19 protein-coding genes and 1 pseudogene are annotated in these 21,492 nt (G+C 29.3%); 1 reads left to right on the top strand and 19 read right to left on the bottom strand.

What is annotated here, in order from left to right; translation table 11 throughout:
• Positions 1–200 precede the first annotated feature (200 nt).
• The 10 genes from spoIVA to B3B03_RS02930 all read right to left on the bottom strand — a co-directional run bounded on the left by spoIVA (position 201) and on the right by B3B03_RS02930 (position 11,070).
• Positions 201–1,679, bottom strand: coding sequence for a stage IV sporulation protein A (gene spoIVA, locus B3B03_RS02975; protein WP_346848331.1), 1,479 nt, complete (start codon positions 1,677–1,679; stop codon positions 201–203).
• Between the two features lie 138 nt (positions 1,680–1,817).
• Positions 1,818–2,768 carry a M15 family metallopeptidase gene (locus B3B03_RS02970; RefSeq protein WP_346848330.1) on the bottom strand — a complete coding sequence of 317 codons (951 nt, stop codon included), beginning with the start codon at positions 2,766–2,768 and terminating at the stop codon, positions 1,818–1,820.
• Positions 2,769–2,903: 135 nt separating this feature from the next.
• Complete coding sequence (locus B3B03_RS02965) at positions 2,904–3,905, bottom strand: NAD(P)H-dependent glycerol-3-phosphate dehydrogenase (RefSeq protein ID WP_346848329.1); 1,002 nt, start codon at positions 3,903–3,905, stop codon at positions 2,904–2,906.
• A gap of 128 nt (positions 3,906–4,033) precedes the next feature.
• A complete protein-coding gene (der, locus tag B3B03_RS02960; protein ID WP_035132691.1) occupies positions 4,034–5,353 on the bottom strand; it encodes a ribosome biogenesis GTPase Der in 1,320 nt (439 codons plus the stop codon).
• A 1-nt stretch (position 5,354) separates the two neighbouring features.
• Complete coding sequence (locus tag B3B03_RS02955; RefSeq protein ID WP_346848328.1) at positions 5,355–6,689, bottom strand: DUF512 domain-containing protein; 1,335 nt, start codon at positions 6,687–6,689, stop codon at positions 5,355–5,357.
• A gap of 198 nt (positions 6,690–6,887) precedes the next feature.
• Complete coding sequence (gene phoU, locus B3B03_RS02950) at positions 6,888–7,541, bottom strand: phosphate signaling complex protein PhoU (RefSeq protein ID WP_346848327.1); 654 nt, start codon at positions 7,539–7,541, stop codon at positions 6,888–6,890.
• Positions 7,542–7,601: 60 nt separating this feature from the next.
• Entirely contained in the window at positions 7,602–8,351 is a 750-nt protein-coding gene (pstB, locus tag B3B03_RS02945; protein WP_346848326.1) for a phosphate ABC transporter ATP-binding protein PstB, read from the bottom strand.
• A 29-nt stretch (positions 8,352–8,380) separates the two neighbouring features.
• Complete coding sequence (gene pstA, locus B3B03_RS02940; protein ID WP_346848325.1) at positions 8,381–9,205, bottom strand: phosphate ABC transporter permease PstA; 825 nt, start codon at positions 9,203–9,205, stop codon at positions 8,381–8,383.
• Between the two features lies 1 nt (position 9,206).
• Positions 9,207–10,115: a phosphate ABC transporter permease subunit PstC gene (gene pstC, locus B3B03_RS02935; RefSeq protein ID WP_346876454.1), complete on the bottom strand. Its 909-nt coding sequence runs from the start codon at positions 10,113–10,115 to the stop codon at positions 9,207–9,209.
• Between the two features lie 85 nt (positions 10,116–10,200).
• Positions 10,201–11,070, bottom strand: a complete 870-nt coding sequence (locus tag B3B03_RS02930) for a phosphate ABC transporter substrate-binding protein (RefSeq protein ID WP_346876453.1) — start codon at positions 11,068–11,070, stop codon at positions 10,201–10,203.
• 262 nt (positions 11,071–11,332) lie between these two features.
• Between B3B03_RS02930 and B3B03_RS02925 the strand changes: the two are divergent.
• A pseudogene (locus B3B03_RS02925) lies at positions 11,333–12,669 on the top strand (IS3 family transposase).
• Between the two features lie 79 nt (positions 12,670–12,748).
• On the opposite strand, the gene B3B03_RS02920 reads toward B3B03_RS02925, so the two are convergent.
• From B3B03_RS02920 to spoIIGA, 9 genes are all read right to left on the bottom strand, one after another.
• Positions 12,749–14,482 carry a HAMP domain-containing sensor histidine kinase gene (locus B3B03_RS02920; protein ID WP_051824030.1) on the bottom strand — a complete coding sequence of 578 codons (1,734 nt, stop codon included), beginning with the start codon at positions 14,480–14,482 and terminating at the stop codon, positions 12,749–12,751.
• A complete protein-coding gene (locus B3B03_RS02915; protein ID WP_278245238.1) occupies positions 14,472–15,182 on the bottom strand; it encodes a response regulator in 711 nt (236 codons plus the stop codon). Before B3B03_RS02915 ends, B3B03_RS02920 begins: the two co-directional genes overlap by 11 nt.
• Complete coding sequence (gene pgeF, locus B3B03_RS02910) at positions 15,182–15,916, bottom strand: peptidoglycan editing factor PgeF (protein WP_346848321.1); 735 nt, start codon at positions 15,914–15,916, stop codon at positions 15,182–15,184. The genes B3B03_RS02915 and pgeF overlap by 1 nt, the downstream gene beginning before the upstream one ends.
• Position 15,917: 1 nt before the next feature.
• Positions 15,918–16,373 (bottom strand): transcriptional regulator NrdR, encoded by a 456-nt coding sequence (nrdR, locus tag B3B03_RS02905; RefSeq protein WP_035132824.1) that lies wholly within the window; start codon positions 16,371–16,373, stop codon positions 15,918–15,920.
• Positions 16,374–16,459: 86 nt separating this feature from the next.
• A complete protein-coding gene (locus B3B03_RS02900) occupies positions 16,460–16,717 on the bottom strand; it encodes a YlmC/YmxH family sporulation protein (protein WP_346848320.1) in 258 nt (85 codons plus the stop codon).
• A gap of 91 nt (positions 16,718–16,808) precedes the next feature.
• Positions 16,809–18,371, bottom strand: a complete 1,563-nt coding sequence (locus tag B3B03_RS02895; protein ID WP_414632445.1) for a ClC family H(+)/Cl(-) exchange transporter — start codon at positions 18,369–18,371, stop codon at positions 16,809–16,811.
• A gap of 507 nt (positions 18,372–18,878) precedes the next feature.
• Positions 18,879–19,652 (bottom strand): RNA polymerase sporulation sigma factor SigG, encoded by a 774-nt coding sequence (sigG, locus tag B3B03_RS02890; protein WP_035132671.1) that lies wholly within the window; start codon positions 19,650–19,652, stop codon positions 18,879–18,881.
• 73 nt (positions 19,653–19,725) lie between these two features.
• Positions 19,726–20,466 (bottom strand): RNA polymerase sporulation sigma factor SigE, encoded by a 741-nt coding sequence (gene sigE, locus B3B03_RS02885; RefSeq protein WP_346848319.1) that lies wholly within the window; start codon positions 20,464–20,466, stop codon positions 19,726–19,728.
• A gap of 11 nt (positions 20,467–20,477) precedes the next feature.
• The gene (spoIIGA, locus tag B3B03_RS02880) at positions 20,478–21,281 is read right to left on the bottom strand and encodes a sigma-E processing peptidase SpoIIGA (protein WP_346876451.1); all 804 of its coding nucleotides are present in this window, start codon (positions 21,279–21,281) and stop codon (positions 20,478–20,480) included.
• Between the last annotated feature and the right edge of the window lie 211 nt (positions 21,282–21,492).

The raw sequence follows: 21,492 nt of genomic DNA, 5'->3' as shown, positions 1-21,492 counted from the left end.
GTTTATAATCAATTTTAATTATATCTCTTTATCAAGGGCATTGTAAATGTACCTTATCCATTATAATCATTCCAATGAAATCTTTTACATAATTAAATATATTACAATGTTTAGAATTATACAATAAAAAATATAGTTTTGAAATTAATATTAATTTCAAAACTATATTTTTGAATTTAAAGAAAATGTCTTAACATTCATTAGATAATTATGCAGATAAGTCCACCATTTCCCTCATTAATAATTTTCTGAAGGGTTTTTTGAAGTTTAATTTGCACATCTTCAGGCATTTTGTAAAGTTTATTTTGAAGTCCTTCTTTAACTAATTCTTCTAAAGACTTTCCAAACATGTTACTTTGCCAAATTTGTGAAGGATCATTTTCAAATTGCTCTAAAATTGATTTGTAGAACTCTTCACTTTGTTTTTCACTACCCATTATTGGTTGAATTTCAGTTTCAATATCAGCTTTAATTAAATGTAATGATGGAGCTGAGGCTTTTAGTTTTACTCCATATTGATTACCCTTCTTAACAATTTCAGGCTCTTCTAGTTTCATTTCAGTAAGCTGTGGTGCAACTAATCCATAACCTGTCTCATTAACTTCTTTTAATGCCTCCTCAACCTTATCATATTCTATTTTAGCCTTGTAGAAACTCTCCATAATATTTAATAAATCATTTTCATTTTTTATATTAGTATTACAAATCTCTCCAAGAATCTTATAAAATAATTCATGTTTTGGATTAATATCCACGCAGGAAGTACCTTCTCCCATGTTCATTTCTTTAACTTTTATGTCTGATAAGAATTCAATTCCTTTAAAGGCATCAAGACATCTCTTAACATCTCTAACTTTATAGATATCTTTACACATGGCTTTTAGAATAGTCATTATGTTTACCTTTAACCAATGAGATGAATTTAAACTCTCCATCCACTGAGGCATATCAATATTTATTTCTTTTACCGGGAACTCTCTTAGAACTGTATCAAATATTTCTGTAATCTCATTATTTCCTATATTCATTACATCCATAACTTTTACAGGAACATCATACTTTTCTTCTAGTTCCCTTCCTAGTCCTTTACTCTCTTCTGAATTTGGATTTACAGTGTTTAGAACTATTATAAATGGCTTATTTATCTCTTTAAGCTCCTTTATAACTCTCTCCTCAGCATCTACATAATCCTCCCTATCTAAGCCTGTGATACTTCCGTCTGTAGTTACAACTATACCTATTGTAGAGTGATCTGTTATTACCTTCTTAGTTCCTATTTCTGCCGCTTGCTCGAATGGAATTTCATAATCATGCCATGGAGTAGAAACCATTTTAGGTGCATCAGCCTCTGTATAGCCTAATGCATTCTTTACTATATATCCAACACAGTCAACCATTCTAACTTTAAATTTCACTCCGTCCTCAAACTGAATTTCTACAGCCTCATTAGGAACAAATTTAGGTTCTGTAGTGTGAATAGATTTTCCTGATCCACTCTGTGGCAATTCATCTTTTGCTCTGTCCTTCTTATGAGGATTTTCTATGTTAGGTATAACCATTAGTTCCATGAACTTTTTAATAAAAGTAGATTTACCTGTTCTAACTGGTCCAACTACCCCCACATATATATCCCCTTGAGTTCTTTCTGCTATATCTTTATATATATCAAAATTTTCCAAGGCTACCCTCCCGCAACTACATATTAACATTATATATATATTGATATAGAATTAATATTATGCATTAATAAAATAAAAAAGTTCCCCTTTTTATTTTCAAAGGAAAACTTTTAATACTTGATAAGTTTTTAAATTAAATTATTCACTTTTAGCATAACTAAGTAATTCTTCTAATGTTAAGTCCTTATTGTGACAAAGTTTACTAATTGTTTTATTTCCAACATATCTATAATGCCATGGCTCATATTTATAACCTGTTATATCTTCTTTAGTCTTAGTATACCTTAAAATAAAGCCATACTTATAAGCATTTTCTAGAACCCAAGCACCTTCTTTGGTATTCTCAAAGGATTGATTTAAATCAAAGGCCATATCTCTGCTAGTAATATCAATAGCTAATCCAAGTTGATGTTCACTTTCACCAGGTTTTGCTACATATTCACTATGTTCACTGTCTTTATTTTGAATATCCTCATTGTAGATATATGTCTGAGAATCATATCCTCTAAATCCATTACTTAAAAATAAATTAATACCTTCTTCTTGAGCATCATAAAACATCTGCTCTAAATCTTCAATCATAGTTCCACTAACTAGGTTTTTTTCATTACTTCTTTCAGATACTAAGTTGATATTCGGAATAACTAAATTACCTGGCATATACTCCTTAGAAAGTAAATTTTCTTTGTTTACCAATGTATATAATCCTGTCGTATCACTATTAATAATATGTTTTATTTCATTTATCTCATCCTTTGTTAAGGTAGCGCTAACTGTAGAGTCATTTAAATCAGGTACTTCTTCTAAATCGTTATATTCATGTTCATTAATACTATTGCCCCTAGAAGGTGTTGTTTTCCCTTGGCTATATTTAGAAGTTTTATTCTCATAATCATTGTTGAATATATTAGCTGTATTAAGGACTTTTGAATCTTCCTTTAACACAAGTCCGATCATTATACCCACTAAAAATAACAACCCAATAATTATTGTAGTTCCATTATTAAAACCTGATTTCTTTTTATAGAAAATATCTTTTCTTTTATAAAATGCATTTTTTTTCTTTGTATAATTTTTATTATTCAACATACGTTTTTGTTAGCCTCCTACCTTTATCTTCAATTTTTCATTGAAAATAAAATTAATTCTCATCTATCTAACCTTATATCATTATATCAAATATTAAGATATTATCAAAATAAAATATTTTAATTAAATAAATGTTTACAATTCATTGTTTTCATCCTTATATTTTCTTCCCATTAATTTTGTAACACATTCTTTAGCATTCTTACCTTTAAAAAGAACTTCATACAATGCAGTAGTTATCGGCATATCTACATCAGTTTTAGATTTTAATTCATGAAAGGCTTTAACAGCCTCAATTCCTTCTACAACCATACCTATCTCTTTTACGGCTTCTTCCATTGTCTTTCCACTTCCAATTAATATTCCTGCTCTTCTGTTTCTACTATGCATACTAGTGCAAGTAACTATTAAATCACCCATTCCTGTAAGCCCATAGAATGTCTCAGCTTTTCCTGAGAGCTTAGTTCCAACCCTTATTATTTCACTCATACCTCGAGTCATTAGAGCTGCTTTAGTATTATCTCCATATCCAATGCCATCTGAAATCCCAGCAGCAAGGGCAATGATATTTTTAAAAGCTCCCCCTATTTCCACTCCAATAAGATCATTATTTGTATAAACTCTAAATGTATTATTGCTAAATACATCCTGGATTTTTTTTGCAGCTTTCATATCCTTTGATGATACCGTTACTGTAGTAGGTATATTCATTGCTACTTCTTCTGCGTGACTAGGACCTGATAGCACTACTACAGGATGACCTTTTATTTCATCTTCAATTATTTCTGACATTCTTTTTAATGTATGATTTTCTATGCCCTTAGCCACAGTTACAATTATTTCATCACCTTTAAGAAAAGGCTCTACTTTTTTTGAAATCTCTCTAATAGCCTTTGAAGGTACTGCAAGAACTATTATATTACTATTTTCTATAGTTTCTTCAAGATCACCATAGGCAGTAACTTTTTCTGGTATGGCAATTCCCTTAAGATACTTTGCATTTTCTCTTTTTATATTAATATCATTAACTGTGCTTTCACTATGGCACCATACAGAACATTCTGCCCCTTTCTTAGAAAGTAATACAGCTAAAGCTGTACCGAAACTTCCTCCTCCTATAAAAGAAATCTTATTCACCTTATCCCTACTTTCTTAAATTATATAAAACAATGAGAATAAATATTATATTATTTATTCTCATTGTCTCTATTAATTTCTTCTTATTTACTAAAAATCCATTTGTAATAAAGGATATAAAACTTTTATTAATCTTCTTTTCTCTTCCTAAATATAGTTTTTATTCCAGTACCTTTAAAATCAAAACTTTCCCTTAACTTATTCTCTAAATATCTCTCATAAGAGAAGTGTAGTAAAGCTGGATCATTTACAAAAAATATAAATGTAGGTGGTTTTATATCCACTTGGGTTACATAATAAATTTTTAGTCTTCTTAATGCAACTACTGGAGGTTCATTCATAAGTACAGCTTTACTTACCACATCATTTAATACCCCTGTAGCTATCCTCTTGGTATAATTATTGTAGCACTCTTTAGCTACATTTAAAACTTTGTTTACCCTTTGACCTGTTAATGCAGATATAAATAGATAATTAGCATATGGCATAAAAGATAATCCTCTACCGATTCTAGCTTTATAGTCATTCATAGTCTTGTCATCTTTTTCAATTAAATCCCATTTGTTAACTATTACAACTATTGCCTTATTAAGTTCATGGGCATATCCTATAATCTTTTCATCTTGATCACTTAACTCTTCTGTAGCATCAAGAATCAATATACATACATCAGCTCTCTCTATGGCTGTAAGAGTTCTTATAACGCTATATCTTTCTATCTCTTCTTTAATTTTACTTTTTCTTCTTAATCCTGCAGTATCTATTAATATAAATTTACCCTCATCAGTTTCTAATTTACTATCAATAGCATCTCTTGTGGTGCCTGGAATATTACTTACTATATTTCTATTTTCACCTAGTAACTTATTTATAAGTGAAGATTTTCCAACATTAGGCTTACCCACCATGGCAATTTTTATGTATTCTTCATCTTCTTCGCTACTTCCCAACTCATCAAAATGAGCTACAACTTCATCAAGCATATCTCCAAGACCTAATGCTTGAGTCGCTGAAATAGTTACTGGATTACCTATACCTAAGTTATAAAATTCATAAGCATTATCTTCTAATTCTCTTCTATCAATTTTATTTACTACTAATGTTATTGGTTTTCCTGATTTTCTAAGCATTTGTGCCACTTCATAATCTGATGGATGAAGACCGGCTTTACCATCTACTATAAATACAATTACATCTGCTGTTTCAATAGCAATATTTGCTTGCCTTCTCATTTGAACCATTATAATGTCTTCATTTTCTGGCTCAATTCCACCAGTATCAATAATTGTAAAGTTATGTCTTAGCCATTCAGCCTCTGCATAAATTCTATCTCTTGTAACTCCTGGTGTATCTTCTACTATAGCTATTCTCTTTCCTGCTAATTTATTAAAAAGTGTAGACTTACCTACATTTGGTCTTCCAACAATAGCAACTACTGGTTTTCCCATATTAATCCTCCCTTAAATGTTCATTTATTATAGTTATTAAATCATCTCCTGTGAAATCACAAATAATAACTTTTCTATTTAATTCTCTAGACAAATCTTCCACAGTATAATCATCTAACAGTATGGCTTCATCTGAATTAGAAAGTTCATATCCTTTTCTAAGGACGTTATCGGGTATTATTATATAGTCTCCAACTTCTCTTTCTTTAAGTGTGTTTATTATGTCTACTCCTGTTAAAAGCCCTGTTACTGTTATAGTCTCTCCAAAAAACTTATTTGGTATCTCCTCTACGGTAATATTTATATTATTATTTAACCTTTGAATTTTATCTTTTATATGTACTATTTCAGGATAAACTAAAGCCCCTGTTACAAAGGTAAAAGATCCCACTCCATCTTTCTTTAAATCTGGAAGTGTAGTATCTATGGTATCCTTTAATAGAGTCACCATTCCTACACCATCTTCAATTTGCTCAAATCCTTGGTAATGCTCAGAGTCTGGTAATTGCTCACCTGATACTATATAAAATTCGTCTGACAATCTAACAAAGGGTGTTCCACTTTCTTCATAATACTTTTTTTGTAGCTCTTTAACTAAATTGATTTGTTTTAAAGAAGTTTCTTGTGTAAATAAATTTAGCTTTTTTAATCCTTCTCTATGCTTAGTTATCCCTAAGGGTACTACTGCTACACTATTAACATTAGGATAAAGTCTATATAAATCTTCTATAGAGTTAACTAATTCTTCTCCATCATTAATTCCTGGGCAGCAAACAATTTGAGTGTTCATCTTTATTCCTGCTGCTGATAACCTCTTAAGTATATCATATATTTTACCCGCAAATCTATTGTTGAGCATTCTAACTCTAAGTTCTGGATTTGTAGTATGTACAGATACATTTATAGGACTTATCTTGTATTTTATTATTCTTTCTATATCCTCTTCTTTCATATTAGTTAAAGTTAAAAAATTTCCTTGTAAAAAGGATAGTCTAGAATCATCATCCTTAAAATATAAAGTTTCTCTCATTCCTTTCGGTAATTGATCTATAAAGCAAAAAATACAATCATTATGACATGTCATAGGTTTATCAATAATTCCTTCTCTAAATACTATCCCTAAATCTTCATCATAATCCTTCTCAATTTCAATTTCCCAAATCTCTCCATCTTTCTTCTCCACTTCTAAAAGAAGTACTTCATCAGTAATAAGAAATTTATAATCTATTATATCTTTAACATCATTTTCATTTATCCTTAAAAGTCTATCTCCAACCTCGATATCTACTTCTTCTGCAATAGAATTTGGAATAACCTTACTTATTTCATTTTTCATATTTGTATCTCCTTCATTCCTATAGCATGATTATACCACTATTATGTTATATTATCTTAATTATATTCCCTAGTCAATGCACCTCATTAAGATTACCTCAAAGCTTTCTATTTTTCAACAAAAATATAATTTAATTTCTAAGTAAAATAAAAAAGCTGACTACACATAGCCAACTTGTAATTTGAAGGTGGATTTAAATTAATTTAATTTTAGTTTTTCTCCGCTCTCTAAATATATAGTCCATTCACAAATATTGGTAGCATGGTCTGCCATGCGTTCCAAAAACTTGCATATAAATAAAAATTGACTAGCTTGATTTATAGTAGTTTGATCATTTCTCATTATTACAAGTAATTCATCAAATATACTCTTAAATAATCTATCTACCTGATCATCCATTTTACTTACTTCATGAGCTCTATTTATATCTGTAGTTATATATACCTCTAAAGAGTCTTTAATCATTTTTTCTACAATTTTAGCCATATTAGGTATATCTATAAGTTCCTTAATATAAGTTTCTCCTATAAGTTTTTTTGAAATCTTAGCTATGTCTACAGCATGGTCTCCCATTCTCTCTAAATCAGTTATGATCTTTGTAGTGATAAATATCCTTCTTAAATCACTGGCTAAGGGCTGCTCTGTAGCCATTAGTTTTATGCACTTATCCTCTATATCTTCTTCAAAGTCATCTATTACATCATCCTTTTGAATTACTTTTTCTGCTAAGATTTCATCCTGTTTTTTTAATGCATCAATGCTATCTTCTATTTGTTTGGCTACAGCCTCACCCATGGCCATTAAATCTTCATGAAGTTGTTGTAATTTAAGATCAAAACTATTTCTTGTCATCTTCTTCACCTACACTTTATAAATTTTAATTATTGATAACTACCTAATTTCATTCTATTATTAACCAAATCTTCCTGTGATATAATCTTCTGTTCTCTTATCCTTTGGCATATGAAACATCTCTTCTGTCTTTCCATACTCCACAATTTCTCCATTTAAGAAGAATGCTGTTTTATCTGATATACGTCCTGCTTGTTGCATATTATGAGTTACTATGACTATAGTGTATTTTTCTTTAAGCACGTCCATAAGTTCCTCTATCTTAGAAGTTGATATTGGATCCAATGCAGAAGTAGGTTCATCCATTAGTATGACCTCAGGTTCAACAGCTATGGTCCTGGCAATACAAAGTCTTTGTTGTTGACCTCCCGATAATCCTATAGCACTTTTTTTAAGCCTATCCTTTACCTCTTTCCAAAGAGCTGCTCCTTGAAGAGATTTCTCTACAATTTCATCTAACTTCTTTTTATCCTTTATTCCATGAATTCTAGGTCCATAGGCAATATTATCATAGATAGACATTGGAAATGGATTTGGTTTTTGAAATACCATTCCTATTCTTTTTCTTAATTCTATTTCATTTAGCTCTTTGTAGATATTGTTATCTTCAAAAAAAACTTGCCCTTCTATTTTTACATCATCAATTAAATCATTCATTCTATTTAAAGTTCTAAGAAAAGTAGACTTTCCACACCCCGATGGACCTATTAAAGCTGTAACACTATTCTTATCTATTTCTATATTTATATTTTTAAGAGCATGATTTGTTCCATAGTGTAAATTAAGATCTTTTACAGATATTATTGACATTATATTTCCTCCTAGTTACATTCTAATGATTAAAATTTTTCTTTATTTATTGTTTTGGTGATTCCCTTAGCTATCAAGCTTAAAGCTAAAATTATAAATATTAGTATAACTCCAATTGCAGATGCTAGCTCTATATTTCCAGCTTCCTTAGTAACTAGATAAGCATGTACAGTAAGAGTCCTACCACTAGACATAAGGTTTTGTGGCATTGCAGCTACTGTACCAGCGGTTAAAAGAATTGCTGCTGATTCGCCTATAATTCTTCCAATAGATAATATTACTCCTGATAAAATTCCTGGCATTGAACTAGGAACTACTATTTTGTATAAAACTTCAAACTTAGTTGAACCTAAAGCTACTGCACCTTCTTTATAACTTTGAGGAACTGTCTTTAAAGCTTCTTCTGTGGTTCTTATAATTACAGGTAATACAATAATAGCTAGTGTTAAAGAACCTGATACAATTGAAAATTGCAATTTAAGAGTAGATACAAAGAATACTGTTCCAAATAGTCCATATATTATAGATGGTATACCTGCAAGACTTTCTGTTGCAAACCTAATTAATTTAACTCCTCTTCCTTGCTTTGCATACTCTTGTAAATATATAGCTCCACAAATCCCTATCGGAATTGATATTAATAAAGATAATATTACCGTTAACAATGTAGTAACAATCATCGGAAATATACCACCACCATTTGTGGGAGAATAATCTCCAAAAATAAAGTTAAAATCTACAAGTCCAAAACCTTTTTTAAATATATATCCTACTATAATAGCAATAATTAGAGCTGTAATAGCTGCAGATAACCATAAAATAGTTTTTAATATATTGTCTTTTATTTTTCTCATATTAATTACCTGCCTTTTCTGATATTTTAGCTATTACAAAATTTAACAATAGAATGAAAGAAAACAAAACTACTCCTGTTGCAAAAAGCATTTCTTGATGTGTTCCAAAGGCATATCCCATTTCCAATGCTATATTAGTAGTGAGAGGTCTTACACTATCTGTTATATTATTTGGTATTATGGGGCTATTCCCAGCAACTAAGATAACTGCCATGGTTTCTCCTATTGCTCTTCCCATCCCTAGTACTATAGCTGTTAAAACTCCAGACTTAGCTGCTGGTAAAATTACTTTAAATATAGTTTCAATTTTAGATGCACCTAAAGCTAAAGATGCCTCTTTATATTGCTTTGGTACTGATCTTATAGCTGTTTCTGCCACTGAAATAATAGTTGGTAGCATCATTACTGAAAGAACTATTATAATGGCAAGTAAACTTTGTCCTTTAGGAAGGGATAATTTACTTTGAATAGCTGGTACTATTATTCCAAGTGCAAAGACTCCAAATAATACAGAAGGAATTCCTGCTAATAATTCCATTCCCTGAGACATTATCTTTGCTACTGATTTAGGTGCTATTTCAACAATAAAAATAGCTGTTAATATTCCTATGGGTACCCCTATAACAAGAGAGCTTAGGGTTCCATATATAGAAGCAATTATCATAGGAAGAATTCCATACTTTTCTGAACTAGGTATCCACTCTGTTCCTAGTAAAAATTCTCCAAAGGAATATCCTTTAGATATAAACGGTGTCAAACCCTTATAAAATACAAAACCTATTATTAAAATTAAACTTATTACTGCTATTAAAGCACATACTTTAAAAACATTCTCTGATATATCATCAATTATATATTTTATCCCCTTAAGTTTGTGGGGTTTTTCCGTCTTAACTGATTTCACTGACATATATTTGACCTCCAATTTTAATTCAATAGACCTTTAAGATAATTTTTCTCTCAAAGGTCTATACCCATTGTGGCGCATAAATTATCTATTTTACTTTTATTCCACCAGCTTCTCCAACAATACCTTGACCTTTTTCACTTAAAATGTAGTCAATAAATTGTTTTCCATCCTTTGTTAATTTATCTTCTTTATATACTACTAAGAAAGGTCTTGATAATTTATACTCTTTGCTTAATACTTTTTCAGGTGTTGCTTCACTTCCCTCTATTTTTAAATCCTTAATTGAATCATCTAATTGTTCAAAAGAAATATATCCTATTGCATTTTTATTTGTTGAAACTGTAGTTTTAACACTTCCATTACCTTCTGCTATAGTTGCATTTTTCTCCAATTCTTCTGAAGTATATCCTACAATTTCTTGGAACGCATCTCTAGTTCCTGAACCATCTTCCCTTGAAACTACCACTATTGGGGCATCAACTCCTCCAACTTCCTTCCAGTTAGTTATAGCTCCTGTATATATGTCCTTAATTTGTTTCATAGTTAAGTTTTCTGCTTTATTTGATGGATGGACTACTAAGGCTATTCCATCATAAGCAATTACTGTTTCAGCAAGTTCTGATTTTTCTTCATCTTTTAACTCACGTGAAGCCATACCTATTTCACTAATACCTTCTACAGCATTTTTTATTCCTGCTGAAGATCCTATTTGTTGAACCTCTACAGTAACATTTGGATTTTCATCTTTGTAACTCTCTGCTTCCTTTTCCATTAATGGCCCTACAGAAGTTGAACCTGATATTTTAATAGTTATTGCTTTTGCTTTATTATCACTAGTATTATTACCGCTATTATTTGAATTGGAAGTATCCTTTCCGCCACAACCTACTAATAATCCCATGGTCATTGTTGCAACTATTCCTGCTATTAATAATTTTATTGACTTCTTTTTCATTTAAATTCCCCTCCAATTTGTTTTTTTATTTATCTTACAATATTGATTATATCCTTTCTTAGTTAAGCTATTATTATCCATATATTAAAAAAACTTTACTTAGGTTAATAATACTTAACATAAACAAAGCTCTTAACTTCATAAGAAAAAGACTAGAGAATTTTAAAATGTACCCTATAGGATAGACACTAAAAAAAGTCTATCCCGTAGGGTACTTTTATGTATAATGAAATAAAGAGGAGTTTACATTAGGAGAAATATAATGAGCAAAAAATTATTTACTGAATGTCAAATAGAGATTTTATCTAAAAATAAATATGTTAAAAAGGTTAGTATGAAAGGATTTACATACTCGGATGAGTTTAAAAGAATATTTATTAGTGAAAATGAACGCGGAAAGTTTCCAAGACAAATATTCGAAGAATATGGCTTTGATATAGAAATTATTGGAGAAAGTCGTATTCGATCATCAGGTAAAAGATGACGTGCGGCTTTTCGAAAGAATGGAATTGCACAGCTGCAAGATACAAGGAAATTCAATAGTGGAAGGACTAGTGAATGTAATTTATCCATTGAAGAAAAATATGAAAAATTACAGGCTAAAATTAAATTATTAGAAGCAGAAAATGAACTTTTAAAAAAGTTAGAGATGTTAGAAAGGGGTGTGAAAACCCAAAAATAAAGTTGCTGACGCAAGAAAAATATCTCATCATAAAGTCAGTTATTGATAAATATAAACTTTAAAATATGGTTAGTTATTTATGTAAAATATCAAATGTTTCTCGTTCTGGATATTATAATTACTTTTCTATGAAAGCGCATACTAATCGTATAGCACGCGAAGAGCGTGATTTGGAGAGTTATAACAATGTATTATTAGCATTTAAATTTAAGAATCGTGAAAAGGGTGCTAAACAAATTAAAATGACTTTAGAAAATCAGTTTAATATGCAATATAATCTAAAGCGTATTAGAAGAATCATGGATAAATATGATATCATATGCCCACATAGAAAAGCTAACCCATATAGAAGAATGATGAAAGCCACCAAAGAACATTCAGTCCTACCAAACTTACTAAATAGAGAATTGAAGCAAGAAGTCCCTGGAAAGGTATTACTTACTGATATAACATATCTATTTTATAAAAATGGTCAAAGGGCTTATTTGTCAACCGTTTTAGATGGTTCAACCAATGAATTATTAACCTATAATATATCTAAAAGTCTAAAAATAGATATTGTGACTGAAACTATTGAAAAATTGGTTTCATCAAATAACTATTTAATATCTTCAGATTCATTTATTCATTCAGATCAAGGAGCACATTACACTAGTCCCATATTTCAGAAATTGCTTAAAAAGTATAATATAGGACAATCTATGTCTAGACGAGGTAACTGCTGGGATAATGCTCCGCAGGAGTCATTCTTTGGACATCTTAAGGACAAAACAAATATTAAAAATTGTAATACATTTGCTGAACTCTTGGAAGAAATTGATGAATATATGGATTACTACAATAATTATAGAGGTCAATGGAATTTAAAAAAGATGACTCCTGTAAAATACAGAAATCATCTTCTTAGTACCGCCTAGTCTTTTTTAAAACTGTCCTTGACAAAGGGTACATTTTATTTTCTCTCTAGTCTTTTATGAATATCTTATCTTAATTATTCTATTTTTCTATATGATATGGAATTGTAATAATAAATTTTGTACCAACGCCTAAAGTACTTTCTACATCTATACTACCATTAAAACCAATAATTATATGTTTAACTATAGCAAGACCTAATCCTGTTCCACCCTTTGCCCTAGATCTAGCTTTATCCACCCTATAAAATCTTTCGAAAAGTCTTGGTATATATTCTTTTGCAATTCCCATACCACTATCTTCTACAATAACTTTAAAGTAGGTATCATAAATTATCTTTGTTATTACTACTGTATCAAAGGCTTCACTATATTTTATTGCATTATCTACTAGATTTATAAGCATTTGTTTAAATTTATCCTTATCTCCTAGAATATTAGGTATCTCATCTCCAACTATACTTACATGCACCTGCTTTTGTTCACCAGTATTCTTCATTAAATAAAAAACATCCTCTATAGCTTTATTTACATTAAATACTTCTTTCTTAAATTCTTGTTTATGCTCAATTTGTGATAACAATAGTATATCTGATATAAGTGTTGTAAGTCTTTCTGCTTCTTCATTTATTATAGTTAAAAATTTTTTCTTAGTCTCATCATCATCAACCTCTTTTAAAGTCTCAGCAAAACCTCTTATAGATGTAAGCGGAGTTTTAAGTTCATGGGATACATTAGCCACAAATTCAGTTCTCATATTTTCTAGCTTTTTCAAGTCAGAAATATCTTGTATTACTGCTACTGCTCCAATATGCTGATGATTATGAACTATAATATCTGCGGTTCTAACCCTAAGAAATTTTATAGTAGGAGCACTTAACTTAAACTCTTTAATATCTCTATCTCTCATAGAAAATATAAATTTTAAATTCACTTCTTTACATATATTTTCAACTGGATTGCCTACTACATCTTCTTTAATATTAAAAATTTTCTTTGCATAGTTGTTTATCATTATTATATTGTGACTATTATCTATAGCAATTACGCCACTTTCCATACTTTGAAGAATTGCTGAAAGTCTATTTTGCTTTTCACTTACCTCATGTAAGCTACTTTCAAGTCTATCAGCCATATGATTAAAGTTCAAAGCTAACTTACCAAGCTCATCATTGGTGGTAATTTTAATTCTTCTACTTAAATTTCCATTAGTGATCATAGAAGTAATAACATCTAAATCTCTAATTGGTTTAACAATTATATAGGATAACTTATTGGCAATCCAAAGAGATATAAAAATCATTATAATTATAGCACTTCCATACCATACTATATATGTATCATTTAATTTATGTGTTGCTTTTACAGGGGTTGAAACTCTAACCACTATACCATCTTCTATAGCTACAGCATAGTAAATAACATACGTTTCTTCCCTATCACTATATCTAGTAACAGTACCTTCCCCTTTAGATTTAGCCATGATAACTTCATCTTTATTATTATAATTTATTAATTTTTCCACATTTCCTAAAGAATCAAATTGGGCAGTGCCATTGCTATTTATAATAGTAATTCTAATATTCAAATTTTTCATTTTATCTACCACATTAGAAAAACTCGCCTGGTCAATGTTGTGTAACTGTTCACTTACTAAATAAGCATAAACATTTAATTGTTCTTTAGCACTCTCTTCACTTTCATAGGTAACTATTGTATAAAATACTGTAGTTAGAAATCCTAATACAAAAACTAATGCTGCAAAAACACTTAGCATTAGTCTTTTTTTCATAGTTCTTCGTGAATTATCTTTCATAACTGTCCCCAGAATTAAATTTATATCCTATACCTCTAATAGTTTGAATATAAATTGGATTTTTGTCATTATCTTCTATTTTCTGTCTTAAATGTCTCACATGGACATCTACAGTTCTAGTTTCTCCTACATATTCGTAGCCCCATATCTTATCTAAAAGAAAATCTCTTGTCATAACTTTTCCTTTGTTTTTTATCAGTATTTCTAAAAGTTCAAACTCTTTTAATGTAAGCTCTATTTTTTCTTTTCCTTTATATACTTCATGTTTTTGATAATCTATATTTATATCTCCAAACTTAAAGCTATTGTCTTCTTGTTTAAAACTCGTTCTTCTTAATATAGCTTTAGCTCTAGCTACTAGTTCCCTCACCGAAAAAGGTTTTGTTATATAATCATCTGCTCCTAACTCTAAGCCCAAAATCTTGTCTAACTCCTCACCTTTTGCTGTAATCATAATTATTGGTGTAGACTCTATAGATGATTTTTTTCTAATAGACTTACATACTTCTAACCCATCCATCCCCGGTAACATGAGGTCTAAAAATATTAGATCTGGTTTTTCATCTTCAGCTATTTTTAATGCATCAATTCCATTATCAGCAGTTATAACCTTAAACCCATTCTTAGTTAAATTAAATTTAATTAGTTCCTGAATATGTGCCTCATCATCAACTACTAATATTGTTTTTTCCATAAATATCACTCCTTAAACTCATGGATAAATACAAAGGAAAATAACCTACCATGAGATTCTTCTTCTTTTCTATATGAATATAACTTTTTATCCTTGCTACAGTATGTACATAAATTTAAACATACTATATCATTATTTTTGATACCTTCATTCATTAACTGTATCTCTACACACTTTTGTAAATCTAAATTTCTACCATAATTAATCTGTTGATTTTTAAATAAATCACAATCCTTGAAATTATCTATAAGCTCCTGGCTTACTTCATAGCAACAGCTTTTATTATGAGGTCCTATAAAAGCTTTAATATAGCTATGATTACACCCATAATTTTCTTTCATAACTTTAATTCCTTTAGAAACTATATTATTCAAAGTTCCTTTCCAACCACTATGAAGAGCTGCTATTACTTTATTTTTAGTATCTACTAAAATTATTGGTACACAATCCGCTGTAAATACTCCAATAGCAACCTGTTTTTCTTTTGTTACAATACCATCTCCATCATAGTTTACTATATCCATATTTTCTTCATAAGAAAATACTTTAGTTCCATGAACTTGATTTAAATATACAACCTCATTTACTTTAAACCACTTTTTTAAATTATTTAAACTAGACTTTCCTTCATTAAATGCTTTATTAAAGTTTAAATTATTTTTTGCTGTAGAAAATCCAATGGTTATATCATCTAAATCATAGGTTAGAAATTCATTATTTTCTATGTTATAAGATCTCATATTACTTATCACCACTTAAACCCTTTATCTCTTCTATAAAGCTATTAATATCATCAAACTTTCTATATACAGATGCAAATCTTATATAAGCAACTTCATCCATATACCTTAATTTCTCCAATATTAATTCTCCTATTTCCTCAGATCTTATTTCACTAGTCATGGTATTATTAAGTCTTTTTTCAATAGAATTTACTAAGTTTTCTATCTCTAATCTCGATACAGGTCTTTTCTCACAGGCTCTGATAACACCACTTATGATTTTATCCCTATTAAATAACTCTCTAGTTAAATTTCTTTTTATAACAAATATTTGTATATCCTCTATTTTTTCATAGGTAGTATATCTTTTATTGCAATTAAGACATTCTCTTCTACGTCTAATTGCACCATCATCTTCTGTTGCTCTAGAATCTACAACCTTACTTTCTTCTCCATTGCAATAAGGACACTTCACTATAATCACATCCTCTAAGTTTTTTCTGTTTATACTACGATTATACACAAAGTATTCACTATTTGTATATAATTAATTATTTTCTCCTAATTATTTTCAACAATACCCTCTCCATCTACTAAAATAACATCTACTCCAATTTTTTTAATTCTCTCCCAAGGCAATTCTATATCTTCATTTTTTGAAAACCATCCTGATTTTTGTGTTGGAAGTATTATTGCTTCTAATTTATATTCTTCACAATTAACTTTAAAATCTTTTATATAGCCAAGTTTAGTACCTGTGTTAATATCTATTATCTCCATAGTTTTTAAACTATTTATTGCAAACATTGAAGTTTCCATAGAAAAACTCCCTCCTTAAATTTTATATCATTTAATCTATATTCTCTTTAAAATAATATAGAACATAAAAAAAGAGCCTAGGCTCTATTTTTTATACTAAAGTAAGTTTATTTATTTCTTCTATTATAAAACATCGTCTATCTACATTTACTAAAACAACTATATAATCTCCACCTATTAATTTTACATTACCTGTTGGTATTATTTCTTTTTCTCCTCTTTTTATAGAGACAAGAAGACAGCCCTTCGGCCAATCAACCTCACTTATAAATTTCCCTTCACCTATACTTCCCATTTCAATGCAAAATTCTAATATGGTCTTTTTACTGTCACTTTCCTCTTTAGTTAATCCAACCCTTTTTAGCAATCTTTCTAATAGCACCTCATAAATTGGTTCATTTTTTAACAACTCTGAAGTAATGTATGAAATTATAACTACTACTGATAAAGACAACAAATGATTAAAAGAACCTGTCATTTCCATTATAAGAACAATTCCCGTTATAGGAGCTTTGACTACAGATGCAAAATATCCTGCCATACCTAAAGCTATAAAGTTAATAATATATGAGCTATTTATTCCAAAAACATCTATTGAAAAACTTCCAACTATAGCTCCTATAATTGCTCCTAATAATAACATTGGTAAGAATATCCCACCTGGTACCCCAGATCCAAAACAAATTAAAAGTAATAAAAATTTAATTATGTATATTATTATTAAAAATAAGATTGATTTTTCTTCTAAAGATAAATGTAATATCAGCTCATGACCTCCACCTAATAACATAGGTACTGTCAATCCAATAATTGCTGTTAGTACAAAGGGGATCATTATTTTTACTTCTTCAGGTATATTTTTAAATTTAGAATATAAATCTTGAAATAAATATATTCCCTTTGAAAATATAACTCCCATTATTCCTGTTAAAATACCTAATATAATTAAAATCCAATAATAATTTAATGGTAATGCATCCATTGCACCCACAGTTAAAGCTGGCTCAATGCCTAAAAATCTTTTTGTCACAAAATCTGCAGTTATAGCCGCCGGCATAACCGTCAATAATACTAATGGAGAAAAATTTCTATGAATTTCTTCTAATGCAAAGATTATTCCAGATAAAGGTGAATTAAATGCAGCAGACAAACCTGCCGACGCTCCAGCTGTTATTAAAAATTCCTTTTTAACTGGCATATTTTTATAACTTTTTTCTCCAACTCCTTCACCTATTGAAGCTCCAATTTGAACTGAAGGACCTTCTCTACCAACAGAAAGCCCAGCTGACAAAGCTAAAAATCCTCCAATAAACTTGTATATTAATATTCTAGACCAATTCATTTTTAATTTATTTATAACTCGTCCTTTTACTTGAGGAATACCGCTACCTGAAATCATGCCTTCATGTTTAACCATGATTCCTACTATTATTCCAATAGTTGCTAAAATTCCAATAACTAAAATCGCTTTTAATAAATCCTTATTTCCCCATGAATAAAAATTATTAAAAAGTAGCGAGAATTTATTTATTAGTATCCTATTAAGTACTATTACTACTCCTGTTACTAAACCTACAATAATTCCTTGAAAAACTAATCTATACTTCATATTTTTTCTCTGGATCATTATTTCCTTTATCCTTTCGCCTTCCACTATTCCATCACCTCAATTTCAAATATATACTTAACTTCATCCAATATTTCAGAATTACTAAAATCTGCTCAAATAACTTATCCTATAATAATCTATTTCGTTAATAAATTACAAACATACTATTTTTATCCATGAGTATGATAAATTCAAAAAAATTTAATACATAAGTTAAATAATATCTCCCCTAAAAATATTTTAACAGAACAGCTATCTTTTAATCAAATTTTACTCAATTTGAAATTTTCATAATTTTAAGCTTACCTATTCAATATATTGTATAAGATATAAATGTTTATTTTCATACAAAGGCTCATATCAAATTATCCACATATTCTAAATCTATAATAAGCTATAAAGCAAAAAGGAGCCTAGGCTCCTTTTTGTAGAGTTATAATTTTTTAATTTTAACCTCATTGCAATGAATTTTAATACAATATGATTTCATTACATAAACTATTGCAACTAGTTTTAATTCTAAAATAAGCTACCTACCTGTAAATAAGCATATTACACATGTTTCCTCATATGTTTAAGTGCTGTCTTTTCCAATCTCGAAACCTGAGCTTGAGATATTCCAATTTCATCAGCAACCTCCATTTGGGTTCTTCCTTGAAAAAATCTTAAGTTTAAGATTAGTTTTTCCCTATCTGTAAGCTTTTTCATACCTTCTTTTATTGATATATTTTCAAGCCATCCATCATCTAAATTCTTACTATCACTAATTTGATCCATAACAAATATGGCATCTCCACCATCATGGTAAATAGGTTCAAATAATGAAATGGGGTCTTGAATTGCATCTAGTGCAAATACTATCTCCTCTTTAGGCATTTCTAGTTCTTTTGCAATTTGAGAGATAGTTGGCTCTTTATTATCTTTGTTAACAAGCTTATCTCTCACTTGTAATGCCTTATAAGCAATATCTCTTAAAGATCTACTTACTCTAATAGAGTTATTATCCCGAAGGTATCTTCTAATTTCTCCAATTATCATCGGTACTGCATAAGTGGAAAATCTAACATTCTGACTTAAATCAAAATTGTCAATAGCCTTCATTAGACCTATGCAACCTACTTGAAATAAGTCATCTACATTTTCCCCTCTGTTATTAAATCTTTGAATTACACTTAATACTAACCTTAGATTTCCTTTTATAAAATCCTCTCTACAGCCCTTATCACCTTGCTTTATCTTGATTAGTAGTTCCCTCATTTCCTTCTCTTTTAATACAGGTAGTTTCGAAGTATTCACTCCACAAATTTCTACTTTATTAATCATCATAAGGTCTCATTCCCTTCAGAATAATTACATTAAAATTATTTCCTGATGTAGCTTTTTTATACTAAAGACAACCTTATAACATTTTATTAATTTCTTTTTTAAGTCTCTTAATTATTCTTTTTTCCAATCTAGAAATGTAGGATTGAGATATACCAAGCATATCCGCAACTTCCTTCTGGGTTTTTTCTGTAATTCCATTTAGTCCAAATCTCAACTCTATTATTTCTTTTTCCCTACTATTTAATTTATCCATAGCAATTCCAAGAAGTTGTTTATCTACTTCTTCTTCTATATAGTTATATACTACATTACTATCAGTTCCTAATATATCTGATAATAACAGTTCATTTCCATCCCAATCAATATTTAATGGCTCATAAAAAGATATTTCTGTTTTTATCTTATTATTTCTTCTTAGATACATAAGTATTTCATTTTCTATACATCTAGAAGAATAGGTTGCTAATTTAATCTTCTTTTCTGGTGCAAAAGTGTTTACGGCTTTTATAAGTCCTATAGTACCTACTGATATTAAATCCTCTACATTTACTCCTGTATTTTCAAATTTTCTTGCTATATAAACTACCAATCTTAAGTTACGTTCAATTAATATGGATCTTATGCTTTCATCTCCCATTTCTAGGTTTTCTACCAATACTTCCTCTTCTTCTTTAGTCAATGGTGGTGGTAATGCATCATTTCCCCCTATGTAGTAAATTGATTTTGCAAAGCCTTTAAACTTACTTAAAAATCTACTTAGTATGCTTTGCAACCCATTTCTCACTTCTAAAAATTTTTTTGATATTTTATTCATAAAAATTCCTCCTATTCTATAATCCCCCTTGGTAAAAGTCCATTATAATCACTATGTTTACTAAGCTTATTATCACAAAATGCCAATATCAAACTTTCCTCTTTTATATTTCCGTTAATGTTTATCTTCACACTATCTGGTCTAATTCCAATAAGTTTTCCATTACATCCACTTACCACAGAATAAGGAATGTTATATATGCTATGGTTCTTTAAATTTAAATCTTTGAAAAACTTCCTTTCTACAATTATTACAGGCAAATTTGTTGCTGGCTCTCTAAGTTCATTACCTGTATCTAAAAAGGCTTTTATTATAGTCTTCACATTATCGATACATATTTCAGTAGTATATACATAATTAATTAATGAGCGTCTATCTTTTACATATACAGTCAACTTATAAATTAACATATAAATAATCATTAAAGACAATATAAGATTTTTATAGGAAAAATTATATATCATAGCACTTGATGATAAAGATGGATTATCCTTTATGGCTATATAAAAAGACATTCCTGCAAGAAGCACAGAATACAATATAAATATTCCCGTAGCTTTTAATACTTCACCCATACTTTTATCTTTAATAGATATCGTCATCATCAGTAGAGCTACTACTATTTTAAAGGGCGTAGATGTAAAAAACTGTAGCCTAGGAATAAGTATAGCAAAAACATATGAAGCACCAATAGCTGAACTTAGCATTAACCTACTCATTAAAACCTTCTTTTTTATAGTTTGCATAGTTATTGTTAATAAAAATAAATTCACTAAAAAATTTTCTAACAAAAGCATATCTAAGTACACTACCATTTTATTTACCCCCTTAAAGATTATTATATAGGTTACTTACGGTAAAATTTGTAAAATTGTATGGTAAAATTTCATATTATTACTAGAAAATTATGTCATTTTACGATTTTTTTTTTAAATTAAGTATCTGTTAAAAAGTAAACTGTGTAATTTAAACAAAAGTCCCTGAAATAATAAAGGGCTGAAATAGAATACCTTTCATTCTAAATCA

The sequence above is a fragment of the Clostridium sp. UBA5712 genome, assembly GCF_002419845.1.
GTDB lineage: Bacteria > Bacillota > Clostridia > Clostridiales > Clostridiaceae > Clostridium_J > Clostridium_J sulfidigenes.
The sequence above is the reverse complement of the archived record's forward strand: the minus strand, read 5'-3'. Positions and strand labels throughout refer to the sequence as shown.